Raw genomic sequence first — 19,188 nt, 5'->3', positions numbered from 1 at the left:
ATATGAAAGGGCCGCCAGCACACGTCTGGCGGCCCTTTTTTCACGGGCAGAATTTACTACCTTTGGCAAAACAGACCACGCAGGAATGATCCACTCCATGACCGGCTTCGGGAAACACGTCATCCAGTCTCCCGGAAAGAAAATCACCGTAGAACTCAAATCCCTCAACAGTAAAAACCTGGATATCAATGCCCGGGTGCCCCAGGCCTACCGGGAAAAGGAACTGGTCTTCCGCAACCGCATTGCCCGGGAACTCGAAAGGGGGAAGGTCGATTTCAGCCTCTATGTGGAACTGACCGGCGACCAGCCCTCGGCGGAGATCAATGGGGCCATCGTCAAAAAGTACATGGAGCAGCTAGGGGAACTCGCCGAGGGGGATTCCCAGAGTTTCCTGGCCATGGCGCTCCGCCTTCCGGATGCGTTGCGCACGGAACGGGAGGAAATCGACCCGGAGGAATTTGCAGCCATCGAAGCCGCCCTGCAACAGGCGCTGTCGGCCCTTAAGGAATTCCGGCGTGACGAAGGGAAAGCCCTGGAAAATGACTTCCGCCAGCGTATCGAGGCCATCCTTTCCCATCTGGACGCCGTTGACAAGCGGGACACGGACCGGCTGGCTGCTGTCCGGGAGCGCCTCCAGCGAGCCGTGGCGGAGATCCGGGAGAACGTGGACGAGAACCGCTTTGAACAGGAACTGATCTACTACCTGGAGAAGTACGACATCACCGAGGAAAAAGTGCGCCTGGCCAAGCACCTGGAATATTTCAGGCAGAGCCTGGACAGCGCGGATTCCAATGGCAAAAAGCTGGGTTTTATCTGCCAGGAGATCGGCAGGGAAATCAATACCATCGGTTCCAAGGCCAACGACGCCCCCATGCAGCGGATTGTCGTGCAGATGAAAGACGAGCTGGAAAAAGTCAAGGAACAAATCCTGAACGTACTGTAATGGCAGGAGGAAAACTCATCGTATTCTCAGCCCCGTCCGGCAGCGGCAAGACCACCATTGTACGCCACCTGCTGGAACAGCCCAACCTGAACCTCGCCTTCTCGGTTTCGGCCACTTCCCGCCCACGGCGGCCCAAGGAGAAACACGGGGAGCACTACTATTTCATGACCGTGTCGGAGTTTAAACAACACATCAAAAACGGCGATTTCCTGGAATGGGAGGAGGTGTACCGGGACAATTTCTACGGCACCCTAAAAAGCGAGGTGGAGCGCCTATGGGCCGAGGGGAAGAACGTGATATTCGACATCGACGTGGCCGGGGGGTTGCGCATCAAGAAAAAGTTCCCGGATCAGACACTGGCTGTATTTGTCAAGCCGCCCAGTGTGGACGAGCTGAAGATCCGCCTCAAGAAAAGGAGCACGGAAAGCGATGAGAAGATCAATATGCGGATTGCCAAGGCATCCGTGGAGCTGGCCACCGCCCCCCAGTTCGACCGGATCATCAAGAACTACGACCTGGAGGTTGCCCTGAAGGAAGCCCGGGACCTCGTGGCCGGCTATGTCGGGGAGGCTGAACCGGGAGAAAACCGGGCGAAAACCCGCGATTTGGACGCCGGCGGGAACGGGACGGATGCAAAAAACCCTTCCTAAAACACAGTACCCGCAAGCATGAAGAAAACCGGCTTGTTTTTCGGCACCTTCAACCCGATCCATATCGGCCACCTGATCATTGCCAACCACCTGGCGGAATTCTCAGATCTGGACCAGGTGTGGTTTGTGGTTACCCCCCGCAGCCCCTTCAAGAAAAAGGACAGCCTGCTGGACGACTACCACCGGTTCCAGATGGTCTACGAGGCAGTCAGGGAGTATCCGCGGCTGGAGGTCTGCGATGCGGAATTTAAACTGCCCCAGCCCAACTACACCATCGATACGCTTACCCACCTGCGCGAGAAACATGGGGACTCCCGCCAATTTTCCCTGATCATGGGGGAGGACAACCTCAAGGGCCTCCATAAGTGGAAGAACTACGAGGCCATCCTGGATTACTATTCCATTTACGTCTATCCGCGGCTCGGGCCCGGGGACATTCCGGAAGCGCTCCGGGACCACCCCGCTATTTCGCGGGTGGATGCCCCGGTGATGGAATTGTCGGCCACTTTTATCCGGAAGCAACACGCGGCGGGGAAAAATGTGCGGCCCTTGTTGCCGGAAGCCGTGTGGAAGTACATGGATGAAATGAATTTCTACCGGTAGGGCAGGGGCCGCTGCCCGTGCCTCTGGGACTTCTGATTGCGTATTTGGGCATTTTGCCCGCGCCTCCGGTACTTTTACCGATGCGGACGGGATTTTTCCTGTTCCCCGATCAATTGCATCGCCCAGGCGAGCCCTGCATCCATCGAATCGAAAATCCCGCTCGGGCAGGGCACGAATTGTTGCTCCAACTCGGCCACGCGACGGTTGATGTCATTGTATGCAACCACCCCGTATCCGAGTAAGAAGGGGAAGAGCTTGTGGGCCTCCAGGTGGAGGGTCGGATCCATGGAGTAGGAGTGCTGCCGGTCCGAGAGGTAAACAGCCGGTCGCTTCCGGTTGTAGAATTCGATGCCGATGGCAATTACCGGCAGGGCGCTGTCCAGGGTTACCTGCTGCCCTTCGTCAATCCGGCCGATGACCAGGTTGTGGTAGAACCGAAACGTACCGATTGCCAGCCGGTGTTCCGCCAGGAAGGTAGTTTCGAGTTCCGTTCCGGTCATTAGTATGCTATTTGCTATTAAAAGTTACAAATAATCCGATTCGCAAATTTCAGGTTGCGAGAAAATCGACAAACTCCCAAAATATCGGAGGAAATGCACGGCGCATTCGGGCGGGCTACCCGGAAGGGAAAAGTTACCGAGGGGCTGCCCGGGCATGAATTGGCAGAAATGGGCAGGAATGGGCTACTCGCGGCTACCTGCAGGCCGCAACCGATCGGAACCCAGGTATTCCCCCGTATCGTTGCGGTACCATTTGCGGAATTCGGGTACCCGCATGGTCCCGATTGCGGCTTCCCCTTCCAATAGGATGTACTCCCCGTCATTTGCGGCCACGTCATGGAAGAACTGGTAGGCCCCCAGGGCAGAGGTTACCGGGTCGAAATAGAAGCGCCAGGTATCGGATCCGGTACCCGGCTCGTACCGCACCTCGATCACGAGGTATTCCTTCCCGTGGAAATCGGCCCGGTTCACCTCCGGCTCCATCACGGTACCCGGATCCCGGAGTTTCATCGGCAGGCCGTAGAGGTAGCTGTAGTAGTCGCGGAGCAGGGAGGCCCGTTCGCAAGTAAGATTTTCCGATGCGGCTGTTTCTTCCGGGAACCCGGCCTCGCCCTGGTACCACAGGCGGCAGTGGCCCCCGTGCACCTGATAGGTCTTAGTTACCCCTTCCTGTTCCACGCGGACACGAAAAAGGGAAGCAGCCTGATCCATGTGTATGGTGCTGAGGCGGTCTGATCCCCCCGGCCGTTCGGCCAGGATTTCAAAATCCGCCCGGAGCCGGCCCCATTGACCCTGCGGGTCGTGGTAGGCGATGCTTTTTTCCAGCAGTTCGGGGGCGGTTATCTGCTGGGATTCAAGTGCAGGCGGGGAGAGGAGAACCAGGACGTAAAGACAAAAGAATTGCAGGTATCCCATAGGATCGGTATTAGTTCTTAAAAATAGTGTTTTGCGAATCGTTGGGGACAACTGGCATTAAATTGAGTCGATAAACACCCTTTTTCCCAGGTTTTTGGTAAACCACTACGCTTAGTGGGCGGTGTTTAATATGCTGATAAACAGGCACCAATATCTTTAATGTAAACTTAATGTAAATAAAAAGTTAGCTGAAAGTAATATCGACGTAAAATAATTGTATATTTGTTACGTTAATGTAAAGTACAACACATAAAACCACAGTATTATGTATAGAATTATGACACTTTTGATGTTGATTTGTGGTGTGATTTCAATCGAGGCGCAACAACCTGAGCCGCAGTTTGAGCGGACTGATGACCTGGTGAAGGCTACATATTATCATGAAAACGGTGCGGTTGCCCAGACCGGGTTTTTTCGGGACGGCCAATTGCACGGGGAATGGATCATGTTTGACACTTCCGGGAAAAAGGTCGCCATCGGACAATACGATGCAGGTAACAAAACCGGAAAATGGTTTTTCTGGGAAGAAGATAACCTGCGTGAAGTAGACTACTCCGATAATGCTATCGTGAACGTAGTCAATTGGAACAACGGCACCCGGGTAGCGGTGAACAGATAACTCGCTTCCGAAACGATTCCGTCAACGATAAAGCCCGCCATGCAGCGGGCTTTTTTTTGACCGGTGCAACCGGGAAACCAGGGACACCAATGGCCGGACCGGTTGCATAATGAAGGCATTCCAGATCGATTATAATTCCAATTCGATTTTGTTGATGTTAACGTCGTAGATCTCCATGAGCTTGAAGGTAGCTTCGAGAAGGTCTCGTGTCTCCTGAAGCAGGTTGAAATAGAGGGCTGTGTTTTTAGGGCTCGATTCATCCCCCCGGGTCCGTTCAATTTGCTTGCGGATTTTTGCATCTACCCGTTGCAAGAGTTCCTCCTGCCGGATCAGCGTCTGGGTCAGTTCCTCAAAATTCCCTTCCGAAAATATTTCCTGGACCTCCTTAAAAAAACCGGAGACAAAGGAATCTGTTTCCTTCAGGTCCCGCAATTGCTGGAAGCGCAATTTCTTGTGGTTGTTGTTGACGTGTTTATAGGAACTCTTGGAGATGTGTTCCAGGGACTGGGTCATATCCTGAAGGTACCGCAAAATCTGCAGGTACAGGTTGGATGCCTTGACGCTTCCCTCATCCAGGTTTTTGATAAAGTAGAAGATGCTTTCCCGGAGGTTTTCGACTTCTGTATCCAGTTTCCGGATGTGTTTCGTGCTTTTTTTCAGGGAGTTCAGGTCGTGCTTTACGAGTCCCTCCATGCTGGAGGTGTAGATTTTGTTTACCCGTTTGATGGCTACTGCCACATTGTCCGCGCTGTCTTCGATGACTTCGCTGATGGTGCTGCTTTCCGTTCGCCTCAATACGTATTCCTCCTTGAGCTCCCGGCTGCGTTTTTTATGGTTTAAGTAATTCCGGATCAGGATTACCAGGGCCAGTACAAATAACAATCCGATAGCCCAGGCCCCACCCAGGTAGATCAGGTAGGCGACGATCCCGGCTCCTGTAAAGGCCGTAATGGCCGTGAGGAACCATCCCCCGATAACGTTAAGGACGCCCGCAACCCGATATACCGCACTTTCCGAGCCCCAGGCCCGGTCGGCCAGGGAAGTACCCATTGCCACCATAAAGGTGACATAAGTTGTGGAGAGCGGCAGTTTCATAGAAGTGGCAATGGAAATCAGGACGCTGGCCACCATCAGGTTTACCGATGCCCGGACCATATCGAAGGCCGGCTTCTCCTTGGCCTGGACCCGGCTCGTATAGCTGGGGGCCCGTTCAAACCTTCGGGAGATAGCTGCCTGAACCTTTTCTGGAGGCAGGGAGGAAATGGTTTCAACGGCCGCAACAGTGAGCCGGACGATTTGCCGGGACAGATAATTCGGGCGGAACCGCTCTTCCCCTTCGCCTTCCCGCGCCAGGTTAATCTCGGTTTCCGTAACAAAAAGGGCTTTGGTGGAAAACCAGAGCGTCAGGATCATCACCACGCCCGACAGCAACAACAGCAGGGTTGGCGTCTGCACAGCGGCAGCCAGTCCGTCCATGGCATAGTTGTCCGCCCCTACCCCGGAAGCGCTCCAGTCCAGGAAGGATTGGTAGGCGGCGATAGGGACCCCGATAAAATTAACCAGGTCGTTTCCGGCAAAGGCCATGGCCAGGGCAAAGGTCCCGAAAACGATGATGATCTGGTAGATATTCAGTTTTGCCAGGCTTTGCAACAGGCCGCATACCAGCGACCAGACGATTGCATTGCCAACCAGGAAGAGCAAGGTGTTCTGTTCCACGAAATCTATCACCAGGCCATTGAAAAGGTTTGTGCTGCTCAGTCCCTTGATAAGGATAAAGTATACAATCCCCGCAATGGCCAGCCCGCCGAATACAGAAGCTTTCCAGGTGGCCTTTTTCTGGAACTCGAAGGTGAGGAATAATCGCGAGAGGAATTGTATCAGCGCGCCGATGGTAAAGGCAATCAATACCGACAGGACAATACCGAGGATTATCTCGATGGCCTTGTCGTTGTTGATGTAGTTCCCCAGGTTCAGGAAACTTTCGTCGGCGGCGGACATTTTGATCAGGCTTGTGATAACGGCCGCACCCAGTAGCTCAAAAACGATGGAAACTGTCGTGGATGTGGGCATCCCCAGGGTGTTGAAAAAGTCCAGCAGCAGGACATCGGTAATCATAACAGCCATGAAGATGATCATGATTTCCGAAAACATAAATTCCCCGGGCACAAAAATTCCCTTCCGGGCTACTTCCATCATCCCGCTCGAGGACATGGCCCCAAAGGCAATCCCGATACTCGCAACGATCATAATGGTACGGAAGGAAATAGCCTTGGACCCCAGGGCGGAATTGAGAAAGTTCACTGCATCGTTGCTGACCCCCACCACCAGGTCGGAGATGGCCAGGATAGCCAGGGCAATGATCATGTAGAGATAGAGGTCGTCCCCCATAGTGCTTCAAATAAACACAAAAATCAACTTATTAATGGGGAGTAACGTTAAAATAAGGTTATGAAAAGTCTCCCGCGCCCCAATATTACGGAGAATTCCGGGGATTTGCATTACAGGCTGAAGTACTGTTTCAATTCCGTGTTATTCCTGGTATTCAGGTTGGCGGGTGTCGTAATAGAGCCCTGGCATGCATCAAATAAAAAGCCCCGCCGAAATCGGCGGGGCCTTCTTTGAGAACAAGTGTAAAGGGGTATTTCAGCTAATTATTCTCCGGTAAACCAGGCGAATACAGAGGTATCCACTCCGGTTCCGCCAAAGACGTCGTCGTCTACGGTGGTCATGGCCGTACCGTCTACTTCGATATTCCCTACCGGGCCGCTGTCACGCATATCCACATTTACGGTGTACCCGTCCAGCAGGATATTGGTGATAATGGCGCCGGTGGTTTTCTTGAACTGCAGGGCCGTGCCGCCGGTGGAGGAAACAGCCGTAAAATTCTCCAGGGTCGGAACCGCAACCCCCGCATCCACACCATCGGCCTCTACCGCAGTAGAGAATCCTTCGATGTCGTGTACAACCAGGGTGTTGGTGAGTGTGCCGTTCCAGCCTTCTGTCCAGTCCACCGCGTCGTCTTCGTTGTTGGCCAGGTAAAAATTCGAAGCGCTGACCGTACCGCCAAAGAATTCAACCCCGTCGTCCGTACCATTCAGGATGGCGACGTTGTTGATGGTGGTCCCGGAACCAACGGCGTACAGGGAAAGGCCATTGTACTGGGACTCGGAATTGATCTGGGCCCCGGCGTAGTTGATTACGAGGTATTCGATGGAGCCGGAGTTATCCGTATCGTTAGTTCCGCCGTAAACAAACCCGCCTACTTCGGCAATGGCATCCACGCCTTCAGACGTGGTGGCATCCCCCAGGATTACCAGGCCGCCCCAGTCTCCGGGCTGCTGGCTGGAAGAGGTCATTACCACAGGGGCTTCGGCAGTGCCCTGGATGTCGATCATGGCACCTTTCTTAACCACGATGTACGTTTCAGTAGCCGCTCCCTGTTCCGCGTCGGCAATGATGCGCGTGCCGGCAGGGATGGTAAGGGTGCCGGCATCCACGCTGAAACTGCCGCGGAGGCGGTAGATGACGCTGGCATCCAGGGTCATGTCCGTAGTCATGGAACCTTCAAGGTCCTGCGTCTCAACAGATACATCCGTATCCACCCAGGCAAAGGCTGTGGCTTCCACCGTCGGGTCGGCCAGGTAGGTCTCGGCCGGATCCGCAGCTGCGCCGTCGATCTGGACATTGGCCAGCGGCCCGCCGTCCCGCATGTCAACGGAAACTTCGTATCCTGTCAGGGAAAGGCCGGTAATGGTGGCCCCGGACTCCTTCTTAAATTGCAGGGCCGTTCCGCCAGTAGTGGATACGGCGGTAAAGTTGGCCAGGGTCGGGTTACCGTTTATCCCGTCGGCCTCAACGGCTGTAGAGAATCCGGCAATCGTATGGAGTACCAGGGTGTTGGTCAGCGTACCGTTCCAACCTTCTGTCCAGTCAACTGCGTCGTCTTCGTTGTTTTCCAGGTAGAAATTGGAGGCGCTTACCGTACCGCCAAAGAACTCTACCCCGTCGTCCGTACCGTTGAGGATGGCGACGTTGTCGATAGAAGTCCCGGAACCGACGGCATACAGGGAGAGGCCGTTGTACTGGGACTCGGAGTTAATCTGGGCGCCGGCGTAGTTGATGATCAGGTAGGAGATGGACCCGGAGCTGTCCGCGTCGTCAGTTCCCCCGTAAACGATCCCGCCTACTTCGGCAATGGCGTCCACCCCTTCGGTGGTGGTGGCGTTTCCGGCAATCACCAGGCCGCCCCAGTCGCCCGGGTTCTGGCCGGTTGAGGTCATGATTACAGGGTTGGCAGCAGTACCCTGGATATCGATCTGCCCGCCTTTCTGGACCACGATATATTTATCGGTACCGGTTTGGGAGGTAATCACGGTCCCTGCAGGGATCGTCAGGGTGACACCACTTTCCACGCTGTAGGTGCCGGTTAGCGTATAGGCAACCGTCGGGTCGAGGGTGCGGTCTTCTTCCTGGCTGCCGGAAAGGTTTGCGTCTTCTTCCACCACACAAGCTGTGCAGGAACCTCCGCAGTCGATGCCGGTTTCATCCCCGTTCTGGATCCCGTCCGAACAGGTGGCCTGTACGGGCGGATCGGTACCACCGTCGTCGCTGCTGCAGCTCGCAAGCATCAGCGCGAAGACCATGGTCATTGAGGTGAGAATTCTGTAAATGTTTGTCTTCATAATGAGAGGGGTTTAATTAGTGATCGATTTCAGTTAGTGGTCATTTTTGGTCAAAATGTATAATTGAGACCCAGGCTGATCTGTGCTCCAGAAGTATAGCTACGGACAACTTCTTCCGTTTCAATATTGGTGGTACTAGGGCGGACCAGCTGGGTCCTTTCAATTGTCGGTGTCAGCAGGTTCCGTCCCATCAGCCGGATCCGCCAGTGTTCCCCGAGTTCCTGGATCAGGACGGCGTCGAGGACCACAAAGCCTTTTTCAACGATGGCATCGTTGTAGAATGTATCGCTCTGGCTCTGGATTTCCGGAGCCCCGAGGGAGAAGATCTTATCTGAGGCATAGTTGGCCGTCAGCGTTGCGTTAAAGGGGTTGGCCCCCTCCAGGGAGTAATTCAGGCTCGCGTTGAATATCCAGTCGGAAGCGCCCTGCAGGCCGGTTTCGGTCAGGCCTTTGTAGCGGAAGGTGCGGATAAAGTTCCCCTCTTCGTCCCGGACCTCCTTCAGGTCCTGCTCGTGCCACATACGCGTGGCGTTGAATACCAGGCCCAGCCCGGAGCCCTCGCGCAGGCCCTCTTCGTTTTCCGGGGCGGTAATCAGGTCTACCTTGGCCTCGGCCTCAATCCCGATCACCTCAGCTTTTTCCCCGGAGTTGAAATAGGAGAACACACCGGCAGATCCACGGTCCTGTACCCGGTTGATCGGGTCCGAAATCTCCTTGTAAAAGGCTGCCAGGGAGATGAGTTCCCCGGCGGAGGGGAAATACTCCCATTTCAGGTCGTAGTTCAGGTCCCGGGAGGCTTCCAGGTCCGGGTTCCCCCGGGTTACCTGCCCCACCTGGGAGACGTATTCAAACGGCGCGATTTCCTTGAATTCCGGCAGTGTGATCGTCCGGCTCATCGCCAGGCGGAGCGCATTCCGGTCGTCGATGCTGTACCGCACGTTCAGGCTCGGGTAAAGGTTTGAATACTCCTTATTGGTTTCGCCCACCCGGCCCGGGAAGTTCCCCACGTCAAAGCCGACGTTGATCTCGTCCCGTTGGAAGCGCAGCCCGGCGTTGAAATTCCATTTGTTCAGGCCCACATTAAAGTCGGCAAACCCGGCCATGGATTCCAGTTTCCCATTGTACAGGTCGGGCTGCAGCAGGTTGTACTGGAGGCGGCCGCTCGTAAAGTTGTCGGGTTGGAAAATCGCCCCGATATTGTCTATGGAAGGCGGGTTTACCGTATTGACGGATTGCTCCTCCACCCCGACGAATACGGACTCAAAATCCCGCTCCTTGTTCCGGTAGTTGACGCCGACCTCAATCCGGAAGGATTTGTCCTCTTCCTGGATGATGTCCATCACGTCTTTCAGGTAGCCGTTGTATTCCCTGTCCTGTATTTCCTGGCTGGATTTCCGCTGTTGGAAACCGCCGGTCCGGCCCAGTTGCACAAAGGAACCGTCCGGGTCAAAGTTCACCTCGTTCCGGATCCGGTTCGGCTCGTCCGCATTCACATTATTGAATCCCAGGGCCCACTGCAGGGAATTTTTCTGGCCCAGGCGATGGGTCCCCAGCAACTGGGAAATCAGGATCTGGGTTTGCTTGATGTTCTGGTCGCGGACAAATTGTCCGAGGCCTTCGGCCGGGTCGGTCTCCTCGAAGATGAAGCCCTCCCCGTTGCGACCCCCTTCAAAGATCTCTTCGGTAAAGGTATTCAGGAAGATGGAGGACGACTTGAGTTTGTGGTTCTCGTTGATGAAATACACCATATCCAGGAGCCCGGAAGTAACCTCCCGCTTCCGCCACCGCGTGGCGTCGGTCAGCGTATCGTCAATGAAGTTGGAGCGGAATTGCCGGAAGAGCCCCTGGCCGTAGTCGTAGGACCGGCTTTGGGACCCGGTGAGCAGCACGGATAAGCGATCGCCGAATTTTTTCCCGGCCACCAGGTTCAGGACATAGTCCATGGGCGCCTCTTCCGTGCGGGTATTCCATCCCTGCTGGGTGATCAGCTGCTGTACGGACCGGTTGAAGCTGTAATACCCCAGGGGCGCCTTGGCGCTTGCGGGAGACAACTTGAAGTTGTCGAACACCCCGTCCTGGATTACGTTCGTATTTGCACCGCCCCGCAGGCCGATGGTCAGCTCGTTAGACCCGACGAGTTCCCGGGAGGTGATATTGACCGTCCCGGAGGCCTGGTCGGCGGAACTCTGGACGGAATAGGTTTTCCCGATGCTGACGTTTTGGATCACGCGCGTAGGGAACAACCCCAGGTCGATATTTTTCCGGTCCACGTCGTCGGAGGGGACCGGCAGCCCGTTCAGGGTGGTGGAGAGGTAGCGGTCGCCGAGGCCGCGGATAAAAATATCCCCGGACGCCTCGCTGGCGGTAACCCCGGAGATTTTTGTGGTGGCGGTGGCCGCGTCCGAGACGCCGATCCGCCCCAATTGCTGGGATCCGATACTCTCCCGGATCAGGATGGCGGATTTCTGGTCGAGCAGCAGAGCCACCTCGGAGTCCTTGCGGGAGACCGTGGTAACAACCACTTCGTCCAGTGCCATGCCTTCATTGGCGGACATGGGCACGTTAATCTGAGTAACCTTCCCCGCTTCAACCGTTGCCGGGATTTCTACCGTTTCATAGCCAAGGAAGCTGAAAACCACAGTATAATCCCCCGGATCCAACCCGTCAATCTCATACAGGCCGTCAAAGTCGGAGGTGGTTCCCGTGGTGGTTCCCTTGATCAGGATATTGGCAAACGGCAGGGGTTCCCCGTTCATTTCCTGGTCGGTGAGCACCCCGGCAATACTTCCTGTATTTTGTGCACTCACCATAAAACTTGAAAGGGCAAATAGCCCGAATAGTAAAATTCTCATTGTATTTATTTCGCTATACTTAGTACCGGCGCAAAGAACGCCCGGTGTTGTAAGGTTCGGGTTAGCCTGAGATTAAACCTTCTTTGCCTTATTGTTAGCGCAATGTTACGGTGTTACCCCAGTGTTAACAGGTGGGAAAAGCCTCTCCTCAGGGCCTGGAAAATGTAGTATCTTGCGGCAATTACAACGAACTGGTATGATGCAATGGGAGCGGCTGTTGTCGCTGAAACGGCACGGGGATACGCACAAACGTCTCCGGAAGGAACAGGATGAGACCCGCCTGGGATTTGAGGTGGATTACGACCGTATAATATTCTCCCCGTATTTCCGGAGCCTGCAGGACAAAACCCAGGTGATCCCCCTCTCCAAGACGGATTTTGTGCACACCCGGCTGACCCACAGCCTGGAGGTTTCCGTGGTGGGCCGCAGCCTGGGTCGCCTGGCAGGGGCAGAGGTCCTGAAGACCCATCCCTACCTGTCCGAAGTCCATGGGTACCGTTTCAACGATTTTGGTGCCATTGTGGCCGCCGCCGCCCTGGCACACGATATCGGGAACCCACCCTTTGGCCACAGCGGCGAGAAGGCGATCGGCGCTTTTTTCAGCCGGGGCCCGGGACGCCGCTACCAGGATGCCCTTTCGGAAGATCAATTCGAGGATTTGGTGCGTTTTGAGGGCAACGCCCACGGCTTCCGCCTGCTCACGGCTTCCCGGGAGGGTATTCCCGGCGGCCTGCGGCTGAGCCACGCCACCCTGGGGGCGTTTATGAAATACCCCAAGGGATCCCTGCCCAGGAAACCCGCCCCCCATATTGCCGCCAAAAAATTCGGGTATTTCCAGTCGGACACCGACAGCTTCCGGGAGGTGGCGGAGGAACTCGGCCTGAAAACGCTGGGCTCCGGGGCCGACCGCTTCTATTGCCGGCACCCGCTCACCTACCTGGTGGAAGCCGCCGACGATATCTGCTACACAATCATCGACTTTGAGGATGGGATCAACCTGGGGCTGATCCCGGAAGACTTTGCCCTGGAATACCTGATCAAGCTGGTGAGCGACGGCATCAACACGGAGAAGTACCGCGCCATCCCCGCCATGCAGGATCGGTTGGGCTACCTCCGGGCCATCGCAATCAATTCCCTGGTGCGGGATGCCGTCCGGGTATTTATGGAAAACGAGCCCGAGATCCTCAGCGGGGAATTCCCGGTAGCCCTCCTGGATCGGAGCCGATACAAGGCGCAGATCGCGGACATCCTCAATATCAGCGTGGAACGCATCTACCAGTCGCCCGAGGTGGTGGAAAAGGAAGTGGCCGGGTATGCGATCCTCTCAGACATCCTGGAAGTAGTGACCGGAGCCCTGGTCTGCCAACTCGAAGGCGAATTATCCGCCTACGACGGGCTCATCCTGAAGCTGCTGCCGGAAACCACCCGCATGCCCGGGGCAACCTCCGTTTACGACGTGCTGCTGCAGGCCTGTTCCTATGTGGCCAGCCTCTCGGACGGGGCGGCCGTCCACCTGCACAACAAAATCAGCGGGAAGCAGCTCTGATCAGAATTTGTAGTTGATGCCGATGCCGAGCTGTTGTCGGAACTGCGTGCGGGGCGAGCCCGGGTCAATCACCGTGCCGTCGTCGGCCTCTACACGGTCAAACAGGATGTCGTCGTCATAAATCAGGTGGGTGAGCAGGGTGGCCTGGATGAATTCATTCACCTTGAAATTAAATTTGACCTGCCAGTCTACGTCTACATTCCCGAACACCCGCAGGTAGTCCGTATAAAGGGAGAGGTTGTGGTTCAAAATCACGTTGTCCGTTATCGGCAATTCCCATTTATGGGTAACCAAAAACCCGAGTTCCGCAAAGAGGTTGGACCCGGGCTCCAGGACATTGCCGTTGTTGTCCAGTACGGCTTTTTCCACCCCGAACGCCCCGTTGTTGGCCAGGGTCTGGTCCAGTACAAAGGTACCCTTGAAGGTCAGGGGTGAGATATAGAGGTTGAAGTCCTTCCCCTCGGGGATATAGGAGGTACCCGCCCCGAGGAACAGGTAACCCGGAGCCATAAAGCGGGAAATGGGTTTGCTGCGGTCCGGGTATTTAAAACCGTCGGCAAACTGCGTGTTGAAGTTCATCTTCACGGAATAGTACCAATTGCTGATCGTATCCCGCCGGTAGCCGATCGTGCTGCTCAGCCGGATGGCGTCGTCCGTTTTCCGCCATTTTCGCCCTTCCTGGGCGTTCCAGCCAAAGCGGAGTTCCAGGTCGTTGTCCCACTGGAAATAGCGGAATTTGTAGTTCCGCTCAAAGTAGAGCTTGCCGATAGCCGATACGGCATTGTCGCCCCCTGCATTCCAGTTAACAAAGGCCACCTCGCTGAGTTGCAGGTCGAATTCGTTCTTCTTTTCCCAGAACGACGGTACCCGGAAGCGCTTTTTGCGGCGCATCAGCGGCTTGGTCTCGTTGAAGGTAATCACCGGGTTCGTGAGGTTGACCCCCCGGGGGATGATCCGGATCGGATACTGGTTCGTGCGGATCACCAGGGTGTCCGTCGGGATGCTGTCGATGGTCCGGGGGATTGTATCCTGCCCGAAGGCCAGGGTTGAAAGCAACAGGCAGGCTGTTGCAACGAGGTTGGTTTTCGCGCCGATGTTACTCATGCGTCAGGTTGTTTAAGGTCCGGAGCAGGGAGGCCTTGTCGAGCCCCAGCTCTTCGTATAGTTCTTGGGTTGTGGCGTGCCCGGGGAAGGCATCCGGGATACCCAGGCGATGCACCTTCCCGCTATACCCCATCTCGGCAAGGGCTTCGAGGACGGCACTGCCAAACCCGCCCTCCCGGCACCCGTCTTCCAAGGTCACCACCTGCCCATAGGCAAGGGCAATCTCCCGCAAGGCTTCCCGGTCCAGGGGTTTGGCGAACCGGAAATCGTAATGCCCAAAGGCTTCCGGATTCTCCGTTTCCCCCAATACCTCCCGGATGGTTTGGCCCAGGGGCCCCAGGGTAAGCACCGCAACAGCTATTCCCTGCTGCAATTTTCGTGCCTTTCCCACGGGAATTCTTCGGAAAGGGTGTTTCCAACTGGCCTGCCGGCTATAGCCGCGCGGATAGCGGATGGCCACCGGGCCCCGGGGTTCCAGTTGGACGGTGTAGAGCATGTCGCGCAGCTCCCGGTTGTCCATGGGCGACATCACCACCAGCCCCGGGATGCACCGCAGGTAGGCGATGTCGAAGATCCCGTGGTGGGTGGCCCCGTCCTGGCCCACCAGGCCGGCCCGGTCCAGGCAGAATACCACGGGGAGCTGTTGGATGGCCACGTCATGGATCACCTGGTCGTAGGCGCGCTGCAGGAAGGTGGAATAGATGGCGCAATAGGGAACCGCCCCATCGGCCGCCATCCCGGCCGCCAAAGTTACCGCGTGCTGTTCGGCGATGCCCACATCGAAGGCCCGCTCCGGGAATTCCTCCATGAGGTATTTCAGGGAGCTCCCTGAGGGCATGGCCGGGGTAATCCCGACGATGCGGGGGTTCTCCCGGGCCAGTTCCACCAGGGTATGCCCGAACACATCCTGGTATTTCGGCCCCCGCCCCGGATCGTTTTCGCGGCGGATCAGGTCGCCCGTGTATTTGTCAAAACGCCCCGGGGCGTGGTAGACCACCTGGTTTTCCTCGGCCTGCCGGAGGCCTTTCCCCTTGGTGGTAACCACGTGGAGCAGCTTGGGTCCCGGCCTTGAGGCCAGTTTCCTCAGCGTGGCTACCAGCCCGGGGAGGTCGTGGCCGTCCACGGGCCCGGTGTAGTGAAGGTTCAGGTTTTCAAACAGGTTGTCGCCGGCAGCCCCCCCGGCCTTGACCCGGGTTAGGTATTCCTTGAGCGCCCCGACGCTGGGGTCAATCCCGATGGCGTTGTCGTTGAGGACGACAAGCACGTCCGTATCGGCCACTCCCATGTGGTTCAGCGCTTCAAAGGCCATTCCCCCGGCAATGGAAGCATCCCCGATCACGGCCACGTGCTTCCGGGCGATTTTTCCCTGGAGCCGGGCCGCCAGGGCCATGCCGAGCAGGGCGGAGAGGGAGGTGGAAGCATGGCCCGTACCGAAGGCGTCATACGGGCTTTCGTCCCGTTTCGGGAAGCCGCTGATCCCCCCCTGTTGCCGGTTGGTATGGAACGATTCACGCCGTCCGGTGAGGATTTTGTGCCCGTAGGCCTGGTGGCCCACATCCCAGATCAGCCGGTCTTCCGGGGTGTTGAACACATAGTGGAGGGCCAGGGTCAGTTCCACCACCCCCAGGCTGGCACCCAGGTGCCCTTCCTTGACGGAAACCACGTCGATGATGAATTCCCGGAGTTCGGCCGCAAGCTGCGGGAGGCGGTCTTCGGGAAGTGCGCGCAGGTCGGCCGGGTCGTTTATTTGCTCCAGGATTTGCATCTTCGCCGGTAAAGGTACTGCAAATTCGATTTCCGGGAAGTGGAATGGACAGGACCGCAGATAGAAAGGATCGGACGAGATATTGTATTTTTAGCCCGATGGAATTGATACTCGACGATGCGTTTTTTATGCGGAAAGCCCTGCAGGAGGCCGAGGCGGCATTTGATCTGGGGGAGGTGCCGGTAGGGGCGGTGATCACCGTCCGGGACCGGGTCATTGCCCGGGCCCACAACCTCACGGAGAAACTCAACGATGTTACGGCCCATGCAGAAATGCAGGCCATTACCGCCGCTGCCAATTTCCTGGGGGGGAAGTACCTGACGGACTGTACGCTCTACGTGACCCTGGAACCCTGCCAGATGTGTGCCGGGGCCCTGTACTGGAGCCAGGTTTCCCGGGTGGTCTACGGGGCGCCGGACCCCCAGCGGGGATTCACCGCCATGGGGGGGAAGCTGCATCCCAGGACCCTGGTTACCCCGGGGATCCTGGAGGCGGAGGCCGCCGCCCTGCTCAAGCGGTTCTTTATCGAGCGCCGGAACCTGAACTAGCCACCCGGTATATGAGCAAAAAAAAACACCGCGCCAGGGGCGCGGTGCGTACTTGTCATCAAAATAAAATATAACTATCCGATTACGTGCACATCGGCCGCAACCATTCCTTTTCGTCCTTCAGTTTCCTGATATTCTACTTTGTCCCCCTGGTTCAGCACCAGCCCGTCCAGGGCCGTGGCATGAACGAAGATGTCCCTTCCGGTGTCGTCGTTAGTGATGAATCCATAACCTTTGGACTCATTGAAAAATTTAACAGTTCCAGTCATTTAAAAAAATATTAAGTAATAAAAGTTGTACGAAGTTAAACGAAATTCTTTCAACTGTCGTACCTGTAAAAAGTGAAATTAGGAAAAATTACTGATTTTCAGGGGATTTCTTCCGGTTCTCGCGCATTTCGCGGATTTTTTGGTCCGTCAGCATGTAATCCTTCATATTCTTCCCGCGGGATTCCGAAACCAAAAACAGGGGCATGGCCAGCAGGAACAGGCCCACTACCCCGAAGCCTATGAACTTGTTGGCTTGCTGGGGGGCTTCCTCCATCCGGGTAAAACCGTAGATAATGCCTGCCAGGGAGGCCAGGACAATCGCCAAAACCACGTATCGTATCAGGGTGCGCATTACCGTGCAAAGGTAATCAACTTGCGGCGGTAAGCGGTTAGCAGTTTTGATTTTGAAACAAAACCGGCGTACTTCCCGTTGCGGACTACCGGGAGGTTCCAGGCCCCGCTGTCCTGGAATTTCTTCATCACCTGCTTCATGCTGTCCGATTCGTAAAAGATTTTTTCGGGCGGGTTTTGCAGAAAGGAGGCCACGGTGATTTTGTCGTACATGGCCGTATCGAACATGAATTCCCGGATGTCGTCCAACAGGACGATCCCCTCGAGCTTGCCGTCGGCATCCACCACGGGGAAAATATTCCGGGTAGACTTCGCCACGGATTCCAGCAGCATTTCCCCCAGGGTCATCTCCTTTCGCACCTCCCGGAAGCCGGTTTCAATTACGTCGTCGAGTTCCATGAGCGTCAGGACGGTCTGGTCCTTATTGTGGGTGATCAATGCGCCGATGCGGGCGAGTTCCCGGGTGTAGATGGTGTGGTCCATTGTATTTCGCGTTATGAGGAAAGACATGGCAGCCGTGATCATCAGGGGGACAAACAGGTCGTAGCCCCCGGTGATTTCCGCGATCAGGAAAATGGCGGTCAGCGGGGCGTGGATCACCCCGGCAATCAGGCCCGCCATCCCGATGAGCGTAAAATTGGACTCGCTCACCGACAGCCCGAGACCCAGGTTGTTGATCACCTTGGCGAGCATGTTCCCCAGGGCGCCGCCCATCACCATGGTCGGGATAAAGATCCCCCCGGCCCCCCCGGCGGCAAACGTGGTGGTCATCGCCACCGCCTTAAACAGCGTAATCCCGAACAGCAACCCGATTACCACCCAGATATTGTGCGTATAGGCGTCAAAGGGCGTGGTGCCCAGGGCAGCCAGGTGGTCGCCCTCCAGCAGGCTGTTGATAAAGCCGAAGCCCTCCCCGTAGAGGGGCGGGATAAAATACAGCATCGTCCCGATTGCCAGGCCGCCCACCAGCAACCGGTACTTGGGGCTGCGCAGCGGCTGGAAGAGTTTCATGATCCCGAAATACATCCGCGTAAAATAGACGGAAGCCACGGCCGTCCCCATCCCCAGGAGGATATAGTACAGGCTGTCGCGGACGGCGAAGGAATCCTGCAGCTCAAAGGTGAACAGGTTTTCGTCCCCCAGGAAGAAATAGGAGGTGAGCACCCCGGAAATGGAGGCCAGGAGCAGGGGGAGCATTGAGAGCATGGTCAGGTCCAGGCTGAATACCTCCACGGCAAAGATGATTGCGGCGATCGGCGCCTGGAACACCGAGGCGATGGCCCCGGCCGAGGCGCAGGCAATTAACAGGGAGCGTTCCTGGGAACTGATATGCAGCATGCGGGAAATGTTGGAACTGATGGCGGCTCCGCTGGCCACGGCCGGGCCGAGCAACCCCACAGACCCCCCGAAGCCAACCGTCAGCGGCGCGGTGATCAGGGGGGTGACGATTTTTTTGGCCTGGATGAGCCCTTTCTTCCGTGAGAGGGCAAAGAGGATGGAGGAGATGGCGTGTTCCAGTTTCGCCTTGTGCACGTATTTTACGTACAGGTAAACCAGGGTCAGCCCCACGATGGGCAGGATGAAGTAGATTTCTTCGCTCAGGAACAATACGCCCCGGTCCAGGGCCGATTCGATGAAATAGGTGGCGTTCTTCAGGGTAACTGCAGCCAGGCCGGCCAGAAAACCGAGGACCACGCTCATCAGGTGGGTAAAGGTCTTATGGGAAATATGCTTGTACCGCCACTTGAGGAACCGGGTCAGTAAGCTATGTGGTTGGTTGCCCATCTACCGATCGATCTACCTAAAAGTACAAAAATACCGGGGCCCCGGACCCCGGCCGA

General features: G+C 56.3%; 16 protein-coding genes. 6 read left to right on the top strand and 10 right to left on the bottom strand.

What is annotated here, in order from left to right:
- The first annotated feature begins 85 nt into the window (after nt 1-85).
- Genes RB2501_RS02365 through nadD form a run of 3 tightly spaced genes read left to right on the top strand, consistent with a single transcriptional unit; the run spans nt 86 to nt 2,196 of the window.
- The gene (locus tag RB2501_RS02365) at nt 86-943 is read left to right on the top strand and encodes a YicC/YloC family endoribonuclease (RefSeq protein ID WP_015753122.1); all 858 of its coding nucleotides are present in this window, start codon (nt 86-88) and stop codon (nt 941-943) included.
- On the top strand, nt 943-1,593 hold the full coding sequence (gmk, locus tag RB2501_RS02360) for a guanylate kinase (RefSeq protein ID WP_015753121.1): 651 nt from the start codon (nt 943-945) through the stop codon (nt 1,591-1,593). Before RB2501_RS02365 ends, gmk begins: the two co-directional genes overlap by 1 nt.
- Before the next feature lie 18 nt (nt 1,594-1,611).
- Nucleotides 1,612-2,196, top strand: a complete 585-nt coding sequence (nadD, locus tag RB2501_RS02355; RefSeq protein WP_015753120.1) for a nicotinate (nicotinamide) nucleotide adenylyltransferase — start codon at nt 1,612-1,614, stop codon at nt 2,194-2,196.
- A gap of 74 nt (nt 2,197-2,270) precedes the next feature.
- On the opposite strand, the gene RB2501_RS02350 is transcribed toward nadD, so the two are convergent.
- Both RB2501_RS02350 and RB2501_RS02345 read right to left on the bottom strand, forming a co-directional pair.
- Nucleotides 2,271-2,696 (bottom strand): hypothetical protein, encoded by a 426-nt coding sequence (locus RB2501_RS02350; protein ID WP_015753119.1) that lies wholly within the window; start codon nt 2,694-2,696, stop codon nt 2,271-2,273.
- Between the two features lie 183 nt (nt 2,697-2,879).
- Nucleotides 2,880-3,611, bottom strand: coding sequence for a DUF6503 family protein (locus RB2501_RS02345; RefSeq protein ID WP_015753118.1), 732 nt, complete (start codon nt 3,609-3,611; stop codon nt 2,880-2,882).
- Nucleotides 3,612-3,876: 265 nt separating this feature from the next.
- On the opposite strand from RB2501_RS02345, the gene RB2501_RS02340 reads away from it, so the two are divergent.
- Complete coding sequence (locus RB2501_RS02340; protein WP_041326910.1) at nt 3,877-4,230, top strand: toxin-antitoxin system YwqK family antitoxin; 354 nt, start codon at nt 3,877-3,879, stop codon at nt 4,228-4,230.
- 129 nt (nt 4,231-4,359) lie between these two features.
- On the opposite strand, the gene RB2501_RS02335 is transcribed toward RB2501_RS02340, so the two are convergent.
- The 3 genes from RB2501_RS02335 to RB2501_RS02325 all read right to left on the bottom strand — a co-directional run bounded on the left by RB2501_RS02335 (nt 4,360) and on the right by RB2501_RS02325 (nt 11,764).
- Nucleotides 4,360-6,618 (bottom strand): inorganic phosphate transporter, encoded by a 2,259-nt coding sequence (locus RB2501_RS02335; RefSeq protein WP_015753116.1) that lies wholly within the window; start codon nt 6,616-6,618, stop codon nt 4,360-4,362.
- Nucleotides 6,619-6,881: 263 nt separating this feature from the next.
- The gene (locus RB2501_RS02330) at nt 6,882-8,912 is read right to left on the bottom strand and encodes a hypothetical protein (protein ID WP_041326909.1); all 2,031 of its coding nucleotides are present in this window, start codon (nt 8,910-8,912) and stop codon (nt 6,882-6,884) included.
- Between the two features lie 50 nt (nt 8,913-8,962).
- On the bottom strand, nt 8,963-11,764 hold the full coding sequence (locus RB2501_RS02325; RefSeq protein ID WP_041326908.1) for a TonB-dependent receptor: 2,802 nt from the start codon (nt 11,762-11,764) through the stop codon (nt 8,963-8,965).
- A 199-nt stretch (nt 11,765-11,963) separates the two neighbouring features.
- Here RB2501_RS02325 and dgt point away from each other — a divergent pair, with 199 nt between their 5' ends.
- Nucleotides 11,964-13,310: a dGTP triphosphohydrolase gene (dgt, locus tag RB2501_RS02320; RefSeq protein ID WP_041327419.1), complete on the top strand. Its 1,347-nt coding sequence runs from the start codon at nt 11,964-11,966 to the stop codon at nt 13,308-13,310.
- Here dgt and RB2501_RS02315 read toward each other — a convergent pair whose 3' ends face one another.
- Complete coding sequence (locus RB2501_RS02315; protein ID WP_015753112.1) at nt 13,311-14,414, bottom strand: DUF3078 domain-containing protein; 1,104 nt, start codon at nt 14,412-14,414, stop codon at nt 13,311-13,313.
- Nucleotides 14,407-16,179 carry a 1-deoxy-D-xylulose-5-phosphate synthase gene (locus RB2501_RS02310; protein WP_015753111.1) on the bottom strand — a complete coding sequence of 591 codons (1,773 nt, stop codon included), beginning with the start codon at nt 16,177-16,179 and terminating at the stop codon, nt 14,407-14,409. The genes RB2501_RS02315 and RB2501_RS02310 overlap by 8 nt, the downstream gene beginning before the upstream one ends.
- A gap of 98 nt (nt 16,180-16,277) precedes the next feature.
- On the opposite strand from RB2501_RS02310, the gene RB2501_RS02305 reads away from it, so the two are divergent.
- Nucleotides 16,278-16,727: a nucleoside deaminase gene (locus tag RB2501_RS02305; RefSeq protein ID WP_015753110.1), complete on the top strand. Its 450-nt coding sequence runs from the start codon at nt 16,278-16,280 to the stop codon at nt 16,725-16,727.
- 74 nt (nt 16,728-16,801) lie between these two features.
- Here the strand turns inward: RB2501_RS02305 and RB2501_RS02300 are convergent, their stop codons facing one another.
- The 3 genes from RB2501_RS02300 to RB2501_RS02290 form a co-directional block, all read right to left on the bottom strand.
- Nucleotides 16,802-16,996, bottom strand: a complete 195-nt coding sequence (locus RB2501_RS02300; protein WP_015753109.1) for a cold-shock protein — start codon at nt 16,994-16,996, stop codon at nt 16,802-16,804.
- Between the two features lie 88 nt (nt 16,997-17,084).
- Nucleotides 17,085-17,348 (bottom strand): hypothetical protein, encoded by a 264-nt coding sequence (locus tag RB2501_RS02295; protein WP_015753108.1) that lies wholly within the window; start codon nt 17,346-17,348, stop codon nt 17,085-17,087.
- Nucleotides 17,348-19,132, bottom strand: a complete 1,785-nt coding sequence (locus RB2501_RS02290; RefSeq protein WP_015753107.1) for a chloride channel protein — start codon at nt 19,130-19,132, stop codon at nt 17,348-17,350. The genes RB2501_RS02295 and RB2501_RS02290 overlap by 1 nt, the downstream gene beginning before the upstream one ends.
- Nucleotides 19,133-19,188: the final 56 nt, after the last annotated feature.

Source organism: Robiginitalea biformata HTCC2501, from assembly GCF_000024125.1.
Lineage (GTDB): Bacteria > Bacteroidota > Bacteroidia > Flavobacteriales > Flavobacteriaceae > Robiginitalea > Robiginitalea biformata.
This window is presented reverse-complemented; position numbering and strand designations above follow the sequence as displayed.